At 46.0% G+C, this 11,071-nt stretch carries 10 protein-coding genes; all 10 read left to right on the top strand.

The annotated features are described in order from the left end of the window. Positions 1-180 precede the first annotated feature (180 nt). The 10 genes from ACSW3C_RS10660 (at position 181) to ACSW3C_RS10615 (ending at position 10,959) form a co-directional block, all read left to right on the top strand. Positions 181-858, top strand: a complete 678-nt coding sequence (locus ACSW3C_RS10660; protein WP_486562561.1) for a response regulator — start codon at positions 181-183, stop codon at positions 856-858. 11 nt (positions 859-869) lie between these two features. Continuing rightward, positions 870-1,895 (top strand): sensor histidine kinase, encoded by a 1,026-nt coding sequence (locus ACSW3C_RS10655; RefSeq protein ID WP_486562535.1) that lies wholly within the window; start codon positions 870-872, stop codon positions 1,893-1,895. Between the two features lie 141 nt (positions 1,896-2,036). Next, positions 2,037-2,810 carry an ABC transporter ATP-binding protein gene (locus ACSW3C_RS10650; protein WP_486562533.1) on the top strand — a complete coding sequence of 258 codons (774 nt, stop codon included), beginning with the start codon at positions 2,037-2,039 and terminating at the stop codon, positions 2,808-2,810. Further along, positions 2,788-4,734 carry an ABC transporter permease gene (locus ACSW3C_RS10645; RefSeq protein ID WP_486562531.1) on the top strand — a complete coding sequence of 649 codons (1,947 nt, stop codon included), beginning with the start codon at positions 2,788-2,790 and terminating at the stop codon, positions 4,732-4,734. Before ACSW3C_RS10650 ends, ACSW3C_RS10645 begins: the two co-directional genes overlap by 23 nt. A 318-nt stretch (positions 4,735-5,052) precedes the next feature. After that, positions 5,053-6,447 carry an alanine/glycine:cation symporter family protein gene (locus tag ACSW3C_RS10640; protein ID WP_486562529.1) on the top strand — a complete coding sequence of 465 codons (1,395 nt, stop codon included), beginning with the start codon at positions 5,053-5,055 and terminating at the stop codon, positions 6,445-6,447. Positions 6,448-6,608: 161 nt separating this feature from the next. After that, a complete protein-coding gene (locus tag ACSW3C_RS10635) occupies positions 6,609-8,072 on the top strand; it encodes a sensor histidine kinase (protein ID WP_486562527.1) in 1,464 nt (487 codons plus the stop codon). Beyond that, a complete protein-coding gene (locus tag ACSW3C_RS10630) occupies positions 8,041-8,610 on the top strand; it encodes an ANTAR domain-containing response regulator (RefSeq protein WP_238079621.1) in 570 nt (189 codons plus the stop codon). The genes ACSW3C_RS10635 and ACSW3C_RS10630 overlap by 32 nt, the downstream gene beginning before the upstream one ends. A 158-nt stretch (positions 8,611-8,768) precedes the next feature. Beyond that, positions 8,769-10,061 (top strand): ethanolamine utilization protein EutH, encoded by a 1,293-nt coding sequence (gene eutH, locus ACSW3C_RS10625; RefSeq protein WP_486562525.1) that lies wholly within the window; start codon positions 8,769-8,771, stop codon positions 10,059-10,061. A gap of 30 nt (positions 10,062-10,091) precedes the next feature. Then, the gene (gene eutS / locus ACSW3C_RS10620; RefSeq protein WP_184204816.1) at positions 10,092-10,433 is read left to right on the top strand and encodes an ethanolamine utilization microcompartment protein EutS; all 342 of its coding nucleotides are present in this window, start codon (positions 10,092-10,094) and stop codon (positions 10,431-10,433) included. Between the two features lie 13 nt (positions 10,434-10,446). Beyond that, positions 10,447-10,959, top strand: a complete 513-nt coding sequence (locus ACSW3C_RS10615) for a EutP/PduV family microcompartment system protein (protein ID WP_486562524.1) — start codon at positions 10,447-10,449, stop codon at positions 10,957-10,959. Positions 10,960-11,071: the final 112 nt, after the last annotated feature.

The raw sequence follows: 11,071 nt of genomic DNA, 5'->3' as shown, positions 1-11,071 counted from the left end.
TGTTCCAGGATTATACGAGCGGTTGGAGACGAGATACGAGCTGTACTAGAAATATACGAGCGGTTCGATCTCTAGCTGGTGATTCAACCGGTTTATACTGCCAGAAAAGCAGACATATAGTCAAAAAATCGAATATTTCCGTTATACTAATCCTATATGAAGGAGGACGGCGGGATGGATATGAAGATCTTTATTGTGGAGGACGATCGGGCGATTTTTGATTCGCTTCGGGAACGGCTGGCGCAGTGGTCGTTTGAGGTGGCGGGACCGGAGGATTTCCATGATGTGATGGGAGCGTTTCTGCGGGAGAAGCCGCAGCTGGTCATTTTGGATATTCAGCTTCCGGCGTTTGATGGGTTTCATTGGTGCCGGGAGATTCGGGTGGTGTCGAAGGTGCCCATTCTGTTTTTGTCGTCGCGTGATCATCCGCTTGATATGGTGATGGCGATGCAGATGGGGGCGGATGATTATATTCAAAAGCCGTTCCATTTGGACGTCCTTCTGGCGAAAGTGCAGGCGATTTTGCGGCGGACGTACGCGTACGGGGAAGAGGCGACCGATGTGTTGGAATGGAATGGGGCCGTCCTTGATTTGAAACGGGGGATGATCCGGCGGGGTGGAGTCGATGTCGAATTGACGAAAAATGAGTTTTTCATTTTGAATGTGCTTGTGGAAATGAAAGACCAAATTGTTTCACGCGATGACCTCATTCGAAAGCTTTGGGATGATTCCCATTTTGTGAACGACAATACATTGACGGTTAACGTGACGAGGCTGCGCCAGAAACTGGCAGAAATCGGGTTGGGCGATGCGATTGTCACAAAGAAGGGTCTTGGTTATATGGCGGTAACCGTATGAAGAGGCAGACGATGTTTATTCACTATATGGTGGATCGGAAAAGTTGGTTGTTCTTCTTTCTAGCGGCACTCGGTGTAATGGATGTGCTGATTTGGATTGACAGAGGGGTAACACTCTCCCTCAATTCGTTGCTGTATTTGAATGGTCTACTCGTCATCGGATTCGCACTTTTTTTCGTTTGGCGCTTCTTTGCGGAAACCGCCTATCTGCGCTCATTGCAACAGCTGCAACAGGCTATGGAAGGGGATTGGCAGGAGGTACTGCCAAAAGCGAACTATGCAACGGATCAGATGATAAATGAAGTATTGCGGCAGGCTGCGGAAAGTTATTCGAGGAAGTTGGCGGAAGTGAAAGCGGCGAGTTTGATTGAGGCAGATTACACGGCAGCCTGGGTGCATGAAGTGAAGGCGCCTCTGACGGCAATGAAGTTAACGATTGATGCCAATCGGGAGAATTCCGCCATCCGGAAAATTGAGTCCGAATGGCTGCGGCTCCATCTCATGCTCGAGCAACAGCTGTACATATCCCGCTTGCCGACGATGGAATCGGATTATGTCATTGAGGAAGTAGATGCAGCAAGTCTCGTTGTAGAAGAAGTGCGGGAGCTGGCCTCGTGGTGTTTGGAAAAGAACATCGGCGTCGATTTGATTGGCGAGGAATCAAATGTTAGAACAGACCGGAAATGGTGCCGTTTTATTCTCAGGCAGCTGATGACGAATGCGGTGAAATATAGTCCGGCTGGCAGCACGATTCGTGTCGAAACATCCAAAGACAGTCGGGGACATGTGGTGCTGTCCGTCATGGATGAAGGACAAGGCATACCAGCGCATGAAATGCCCCGTATTTTCGACAAGGGTTTCACAGGCGGGACCGGCAGGCTGCACAATGCGGCAACTGGGCTTGGCTTGTACTTGGCGAAGATGGTTGCGGAAAAGATGGGGATTGCCATTGCAGTTGATTCCGCAGCAGGCAAAGGGACTGCCATGCGGCTACAATTTCCGACAGAAAATGAGTTTGATCAAGTGAAGCGGAGTTGAAAATGAACCGGTGCATGGTGAACCTGACAGGTATATGACAACATTGTCACATTGGCAGGCCGCTTTGTCATGAAAATCAAACGACCCCCGTTTCGAAGCGCGGTACGATAAGGACAACGAATAACAGGGAGGCCATACTACATGGAACAAAATACAGTATTACATGCCCAAAATGTCCGGAAATCGTTTGGTGCGCGTGGAAATGTGCAAGAAGTGCTGCGGGGTATCGACTTGCGAGTGCTGGAGGGTGAATTTGTCGGTATCATGGGTCCATCCGGTGCCGGGAAAACAACATTATTGAATGTGCTTGCCACGATAGATAGAACAACAGAGGGTTCTATTCTGATCGGCAATGCCGATATTTCCAGGATGAAGGATCGGGAGCTGTCCGCTTTCCGGCGCGATAAACTAGGGTTCATTTTCCAAGACTATAATTTGCTCGATACATTGACAGTGAAGGAGAACATTCTTCTTCCCGTGTCACTCGGCAAAATGCATAAGCGTGTGGCGGAGGATCATTTCAAATCAATAGCAGACATTTTAGGAATAAAGGAGCTGGCGAATAAATACCCTCATGAAATATCGGGCGGGCAGAAGCAGCGGACGTCTGCAGCGCGTGCGCTCATTAACAAACCATCGCTCGTATTTGCTGACGAGCCGACAGGGGCGCTCGATTCCAAGTCTGCTTCTTCTTTGCTTGGTACCTTGGAGGATGTCAATAAACAACGTGGCGTCACAATTATGATGGTTACGCATGACCCAGTTGCTTCGAGCTATTGCAGCCGCGTCGTATTTTTAAAGGATGGGAAGATTTATTCCGAACTGTATCGTGGTGACAAAACGAGGCAGGCCTTCTTTCAGGAAATCTTGAAAGTTCAGGGCGTTCTCGGGGGTGACAGCGTTGACACTCTTTGATCTCGTCATTCGCAGCATGCGGAAAAACATCAAACATTATTATTTGTACTTTTTCGCCTTAATTTTTAGCGTCGTCCTGTATTTTGTTTTTGCTACGTTGCAGCATGATCCAGCTGTTGTCCAACAGTCGGGCGGAACGATGGGAACTGCGTTTAAAGTGGCAGGAATTCTACTGCTATTCATAGCGGGCACTTTCGTTGTCTATGCGAATGCGATCTTTTTAAAAAGAAGGAGCCGCGAAATTGGTCTATACCAACTGATCGGGCTTACGAAGGGCGCGGTAGCAAGGCTCTTAATTTTGGAAAATACGCTGCTGAGTGCCGGGGCAATGGCAATTGGAATCGGTGCAGGGATGATTGTGTCACGCCTGTTTTTATTGCTGCTAATGAAGTTGGTCGGATTTGATGGTTTTATTGAATTGACGTTTTCAAAGACGGCGGTTCTCCAGACGATTATTGTTTTTATTGCCATCATCCTTCTCACATCCCTTCAAATGTTAGTTGCAGTACGCCGCACGACATTGCTTGGCCTGTTTAATGCGGAAAAGCAAGGGGAACATCCGAAAAAGCCGAAAGCTATCCGTTCTGCGTTTCTTGCACTTTTGGGCATCGGGCTTATTGCTTTTGGCTATTGGCTTTCCGGCCGGATGATGAATGCTCTTCTGTTCATTAACATGCTCGTTGTATTAGCTACAACGATAACAGGAACATACCTATTATTCAGAGTGACAATTAGCTGGCTGTTTTATCAAGTCCGAAAACGCAAGCAAGGCCATCTTGGCTTGAATGGGAGCCTGTCCATTGCTACGCTTATGCATCGGATGAAAGGGAATGCCAATTCACTCACGATTATTACCGTATTGTCAGCGATGACTCTTGCCATGCTGGCGGGATCCTACTCTCTCTATTATTCAACCGAAAGAGAGACGCGTTCCATCTATCCACATGATTTCATGTTTGGCGGGTATGGAGATGCACAAGAGGAGAAGGAAACAAAGCAATTTACGGATGAGCTTGATCGGCAAGGAATCTCCTATTTGTATACGCCGATTGAAGTGATGAATTTGGATGGTCGATTTTTTGAAGAAGCAACAATGACCAAATGGTTACCTGCATTGTTTTCTGCAAACATTGTAAGTGAAAAGCAGTTACAGCAAGCGGGCATCGACATTGAAATTCCAGACGGACGAACAGCCTATTTCTACGACGCATCTGTTTATTGGCTGATGAAAACAACGGAAGTCCCTTTTTCTGTGAAATTAACGAATCCGGAAAAAGAGTTGGATGTTTCCATAACGAAGGTGAAGGAAGGAAATATACTTAACCCGCCTTTTGCAGGAACACAGCTCGTGGTCGATGACGAATTTTATCAAGAAATTAAAGAGCAATTTATTAATGAAGCAGAGGCACATCGTATGGGTACATTTTTTGCGGTTACGATTTCGGATGAAGACCAGCTGGCGGAAGCCGCTGAGATCTATCATGATTTAACGAAAGAGAATGACCGCTTAAATTTCGATTATTACACTCAATATGTATCGACGATGCAATACACGGGGCTGCTTATCTTCATTGCAGGCTTCCTCGGTCTCGTCTTCCTCATTTCAACCGGCAGTATTCTGTATTTCAAGCAAATGACAGAGGCTGAACAGGAGAAGAGAAGTTATGCGACATTGCGCCAATTGGGCTTTACAGTGCAGGATATTATGCGCGGTATTGTCCGTAAACAAGTGTTTGTATTTGGAGTGCCGTTATTAATTGGCTTGTTGCATTCTATCTTCGCTATTAAGGCTGCATCCTTTTTATTCATGTCAGATATCACCGTGCCCGCATCGATCGCGATGGCTATCTATGTGTTGATCTATCTTGTCTTTGCCTTGTTGACGGTAGGGTATTACCGAAAAACAGTGAAAGCTGCTTTGTAAATCAAGACGACGCTCCCTACTTTAGGAGAAATCAATCTAATGGAATAGTTCTACTTCGGAAATCCTTATTATTGTCATAATAAACACATTGAAATCCCCTAATGACGATGATACACTACTTCAAGTCGGTAGTTTTTTCGAGCCGAAGATATATATTTGCCTCGCGCGTTAAAGGCGCGGGTAGTAAGTTTCCTTCTTTTAAGGAACCGTCCGATTCCATGTTCGGGCGGTTTTTTCTTTTGTCCTGTATTTAGATGGCTAGATTGAGGGTATGGACAGTAGAATACATATTTGTCGCATAGAGAAGGAGTGTATGGCATGAAGGCGTTGGAGTGGCTGGTTGGACCGGCAAATGATTTTATATGGACATACATATTGATCGGCCTGTTGCTTTTAATTGGTTTATATTTTACGGTGCGCACCCGGTTTGTCCAAGTGCGTTTGTTTGGCGAGATGTTTCGTTTGATTTTCGAGAGAAAGGGGAGCGACCATGGGGTCTCGGCGTTTCAGGCGTTTACGATAAGTGCGGCTTCACGCGTTGGGACAGGAAACGTGACGGGAGTGGCACTCGCCATCGGCATCGGTGGTCCCGGGGCTGTGTTTTGGATGTGGGTGATTGCTTTGATTGGCATGGCGACTGCGTTTGTTGAGAGTACGCTCGCTCAAGTGTACAAAGTCCGGGATGGCAGTACTTTTCGTGGCGGCCCGGCCTATTATATGGAGAAGGCGCTAGGATTGCGGAACCTTGGTATTGTGTTCGCAATTCTTTTGACACTTTGTTTTGGTTTCATCTTTAATGCAGTACAATCCAATACGATCAGCCAGTCGTTCCATGATGTGTTCAGTTTGCCGTATTGGTCGGTTGGCCTCGTTCTAGTTGTGTTCACTGCGATCATTATTTTTGGCGGAGTTCATCGGATTGTGAAAGTGACGCAAGCCATCGTGCCGATTATGGCGACGTTCTACTTGCTCATTGCATTATTTGTTTTGGTCATGAATATTACTGAAATTCCGGGTATGATTGCACTTATTTTTGAGCATGCGTTTGGCATTAAAGAGATGGCTGGTGCGGGCATCGGGGCTGCGATGATGCAAGGGATCCGTCGCGGGTTATTCTCCAATGAAGCAGGAATGGGGAGCGTTCCGAATGCAGCTGCAACGGCGAATGTCTCACATCCTGCAAAGCAGGGCCTCGTTCAAAGTTTAGGCGTATTTTTCGACACGATTATTATCTGTTCAGCAACTGCCTTCATTATTATATTGGCGGGATTGTACGATACAGGGGAAGAGAGTGGCATTATTTTGACGCAATCGTCGATGGCGGTTCATGTCGGTTCATGGGCTCCGTACTTTGTAGCTGTCGCAATCATGTTCTTCGCATTCAGCTCGATTGTCGGAAATTATTATTATGGCGAAACTAATATTGAATTCATTAAAGCGCATAAATCGTGGATGATCCTGTATCGAATTGCCGTTCTTGGCTTTGTCATGTTCGGCGCTTTGGCAAAAGTCGATATCGTCTGGAGTATGGCCGATCTGTTCATGGGCTTGATGGCGATCCTGAACTTGCTTGTCATTTTATTGCTTGGCAAGGTAGCCTTTCAAGTGCTGGAGGACTTTACGAGACAGCGGAAACTAGGGAAGGACCCGGTTTTCAAGCGAAGCAACATTCCAGATTTGAAGGGCGCGGAATGTTGGGATGAGACTAAATGATATTTTGAAAAAGAGATAGAAGCTTTACAGGCTTCTATCTCTTTTTCTATTCTTATACTAAGTCATATAAAAAATGTAAGTATTGACCGGTCATAGAAGAAGAACTATAATGACATAAAAAATAATCCGACAATTATTTACTTTAGAGGGATGTGAGAAGTATGGTCACTTCTACGTTGGAGCAACTATGCATCCTCTACACTGATTTGACTTATGAGGATATCAGTAGGTTAGAGGAAGTCGCGTCCACGTTGCAATTATATGCTGATATGTCGGACTCCTATATGTTTATCGACTGCAAGATCAAGGACAATGATCATGCGATTGTCGTGGCAGAAGCTTTTCCCCGCAATGCAAACAAAATCTATGAAAACTCCGTCGTCGGAAAAATTGTTTTCGAGTCTTTTGAGCCCGGCGTTTTTTATAGCTACAAAAATGGAAAAAAGTCGATAATCCGCCAAGCTATTACACAAGAGGGGAAATCAGTCGATCAGACGGTCGTCCCCATTAAAAATAATTGCCACCAAGTCATTGGTGTATTGATTCAGGAGAAGGAAGTCCTTTCGAAAACGATGTACGATGATGGATACGACGAAGCGGATTTGTCTATCGTTCCGGCACGCAATGGGGAGTTTCTCGCTTCGGCTGTTGGCGGCCCGCCTGTCGTTTCCGATTTGCTGATGGAAATGCTCATCCTGACTGACGACAAAGATCAACTCATTTACACAAATCCCGTTGCATTGAAATTCATTTCAGAAATGAGCCGGACAGAGGAAGTGGGCAATGCCAGAATTACAGAGCTGCTCCCGTTTTTGACGCCGGTTTATGACAATAAAGAAGATGTCTTCGTATTTGATTTGACAATCGATCGGAAGAGTTTGGTCGTGAAGAAAATCAAGCTGAAGAAAAAGGACAGAGGTGAGACGCTGCTCATCATCCAGGACTTGACTGAGCTCAGGATGAAAGAGAAGGAACTCATGATGAAATCGGTTGTCATCCAGGAAATCCATCATCGGGTGAAAAATAATTTGCAGACAATCGCGAGCCTGCTGCGGCTTCAAATGAGAGGCTTGCCAGAGGACAGTCAAGCATCATTTGAGGATACACTGAATCGGATTTATAGCATTTCATCTGTCTATGAAATAATTTTAGCTAAAGAACATGCCGATGATGACGATGTAAATATTATCGAATTAACGAGAAAAATCTGTTCCGCCATGGTATTGAATGATGTGAGCTCGAAAGTGGACTTGATTATTCAGCCGAATGGCAATAAAATAATTACATCCTCCAGGAAAGCGGTTTCACTTGCAATCATCGTCAATGAGCTCGTGCAAAACTCGTTGAAGCATGCATTTGACAAGGAGGGTGAAGGGGAAATCCGGATATGGTTCACTTCGGATCGAGACTTTCTCGAGCTCCATATTTCCGACAACGGAGTTGGAATGAAAGAGCCGAAACCGTCGCTTGGAACGGAAATTGTCCATAACCTTGTGACCAATGATTTAAATGGGGAATTTCTGTACGTTCCGCAAGAGGAAGGTACGCATGCCGTCGTGACATTTCCAGTGAGTCCGGAGGTGGAGATTTTCTATGAAAAAGAGGATATTAATAGCCGAAGATGAGTCGATCATCCGGATGGATCTCAAGTTAACATTAGAGGACCACGGGTATGAAGTGGTCGGTGAAGCGGGAGATGGCGATCGAGCGGTTGAGCTGGCGTTTCTCCATAAGCCGGACCTTGTCTTAATGGACATCAAGATGCCGAAAATCGACGGGCTGAAGGCGAGCCGGATCATCGGGACGCAATTGGATCTTCCGATACTGCTCATTACCGCATACAGCCAGAAGGAATTTGTCGAGAAGGCCCAGCAGGACAATATTGTCGGGTATTTGGTGAAACCGATTTCAGAAGCGAATCTGATACCGGCTATTGAAGTGGCGCTCCACCAATCCGAGAAAGCGAAACGGCTGAAAGCGAGCATTCAGGACGTGAAACGTGAAGTGGAAAAGCGCAAAACGATTGAGCGGGCCAAAGGGTTATTGATGGAAAAGGAAAATCTATCTGAGCCACAAGCATTCAAGAAAATGCGGGATGCCAGCATGTCCCGGCAACAGACAATGGAGTCGATTGCCAAGGAAGTCCTTGAGTTATACAAGTGAATAATTGAAGCAATGGCGCTTAAAGAAGACCTTTCTTTAGGCGTCTTTTTGTTTTGTTATATATCAAAATTTGGTTAAGGTGGTGGTTTGGAATTAGGCAATCTATCTCTTTATTTGGCAGTGACATTCATGTAATTTGATAAAAGGGGGAATTTATAGTGGAAATGATCGGTACAGTAATCGTCTGGATTATCATGACGTGTGCGGTGCTTGGTGCATTCGCGGCGATCAAAAATCCAGAGGATGGATTAGGAAAGGAATTCATGTCCGGTTTGCACGCGGTAGGTCATATTTTCGTACCGGCTGCTGGTATTATGGCATCCATTCCATATTTGACTTGGTTTATTAGTAAATTTATAGGCCCGGTGTTTGACGCGATTGGTGCGGACCCGGCGATTGCAGCAACAACGATTCTCGCATCAGATATGGGCGGATATCAGCTTGCCGATGCACTGAAAACATCTTATGAAGGCTGGATCATGGCGCTTGTCGTTGGATTCATGTCAGGGGCTACCATTGTATTCTCCATTCCGATGGGACTTGCCATGCTGGATAAGCGGGACCATAAGTACATGGCACTTGGCGTCATGTCAGGGGTTTTGACGATTCCAATCGGTGCATTCATTGCATCTGTACTTATTGTGCTTTTCAATACGGACGTGCGTGATGTCATCAGCACGACAGCAACATCCAATTATGAATTTGTCATTAGTTACTTACAGATCTTTATTAACCTTTTACCGTTGCTTGTCTTTGTAGTGGCAATCGCACTTGGATTAAAATTCTTCCCGCGTGCTATGATTTCCGGATTCATGGTGTTTGGCCGCGTGATGGACGCTGCGATTAAACTCGTCCTTGTCTTTTCAATTGTCGAAATTTTCACAGGCGTTTTCTCAACAGTGTTTGGCGCTTGGGGCTTCGACCCGATCATGGCAGACGAAAAAGATCAGTTCCGTGCCTTGGAAACTGCCGGTTATATCGGTATCATGCTTGCAGGTGCATTCCCAATGGTTTATTTGCTGCGTAAATATGCTGCGAAGCCGCTTGAAGCGGGCGGACGCAAGCTTGGCTTGTCCTCGACGGGAAGCGCCGGTATTTTGGCGACCATGGCGAATATCTTGGCGATGTTCTCACTTGTCCGTTTCATGAGACCGAAAGATAAAGTCATCAATATCGCATTCGCGGTTTGTGCTGCATTCTTGCTAGGTGACCATTTATCATTTACGGCCAATTTCCAGCCGACAATCATTTTGCCGGTTATCTTAGGTAAATTAACAGCCGGTGTCTGTGCGATTGCTATCGCCTACAAACTTTCTGTTCCGACTGCTTTGAAGCTTGAGGAAAAAGACCGTGCCGATGGTGTCATCCGTCCGGGTGAATACTTGGAGGACGGCGAAGTTGAACAGCCGGTTGAGAAGAAAGAGGAAGAAGCTGTACTGACAAACGCGTAAATACAATAAACTGAGAAGGAAGTGCTTAGATTGAGCGAAGAAAAGAAACGATTCATACAGGAATTTGTCCCAGGGAAACAGCTTACGCTTAGCCATCTAATCGCTAATCCTGATCCGGATATGTTTCAGAAACTTGGCATCCAGGAAGCCGGAGCGCTAGGGATTATGACGTGCACGCCGAGTGAAACGGTCATTATCGCAGGTGATTTAGCGACTAAGGCAGCCAATGTGAAGCTAGGATTCTTGGATCGGTTTACAGGAAGTCTTGTCATCGTAGGAAGTGTCTCGGAAGTTGAGATGGCGATGCTGGAAATTAACCGATTCCTGTCCGAGAAGCTTGGTTATACACCGGCGTCCATTACGAAATCGTAAGGAGTGAACGGACATGCAAAACAAAGCGATGCTGATCGGTGCCATTGGTGCCGGCAAATCGACGCTGACGAATGCGCTGCTAGGCAAGCAGGTTCCAGCTGTGAAAACACAGACGCTCATTTATTATGATTGGATCGTTGATACGCCTGGTGAATACACGGAAAACCCGTTGTTCTACAAAAATATTATGGCAACGGCTTTGGAAGTGTCTCATGTGTTTTATCTCCAAGATGCGACGAACGGCAAGACGATTTTTCCGCCGGGGTTTAGCATGGGAGTTCCGAAGATGGGGGTCGGAGTCATTACGAAATGCGATCATCCGGAAGCTGATGTGGAAAGAGCATTTCGCATGATGAAAGATATTATCTCGGAAGGCCCTGTCATTATCACGTCATCTGTCACAGGAGACGGCATAGCGCATTTGAAAGAGCTGGTGAAGTGCACTGACATGCGCTCGATGAAAGAGTATGTCCAGAAGACAGAGGATGACCATGTCAGGTTCATCGGCACACTTTACACTGCCTAACAAGTTTGATATATTGGAGATAATACAAGTTCATGAAATCGGCAATGACGCCTTTACAACCCGCGGAGAAATCCCCGGGTATGTAGAGGCGTTTTTTTATTTCAATATCTGA

It is taken from the genome of Sporosarcina sp. AD_1, assembly GCF_057373025.1.
Note: the sequence above shows the minus strand (reverse complement) of the source record. Positions and strands in the feature narration are given on the sequence as shown.

Coding starts and splice junctions, on each gene's coding strand:
- ACSW3C_RS10635 (WP_486562527.1), top strand. CDS start 6,609: ATGGTCACTTCTACGTTGGAGCAACTATGCATCCTCTACACTGATTTG.
- ACSW3C_RS10630 (WP_238079621.1), top strand. CDS start 8,041: ATGAAAAAGAGGATATTAATAGCCGAAGATGAGTCGATCATCCGGATG.
- ACSW3C_RS10640 (WP_486562529.1), top strand. CDS start 5,053: ATGAAGGCGTTGGAGTGGCTGGTTGGACCGGCAAATGATTTTATATGG.
- ACSW3C_RS10660 (WP_486562561.1), top strand. CDS start 181: ATGAAGATCTTTATTGTGGAGGACGATCGGGCGATTTTTGATTCGCTT.
- ACSW3C_RS10650 (WP_486562533.1), top strand. CDS start 2,037: ATGGAACAAAATACAGTATTACATGCCCAAAATGTCCGGAAATCGTTT.
- ACSW3C_RS10615 (WP_486562524.1), top strand. CDS start 10,447: ATGCAAAACAAAGCGATGCTGATCGGTGCCATTGGTGCCGGCAAATCG.
- ACSW3C_RS10655 (WP_486562535.1), top strand. CDS start 870: ATGTTTATTCACTATATGGTGGATCGGAAAAGTTGGTTGTTCTTCTTT.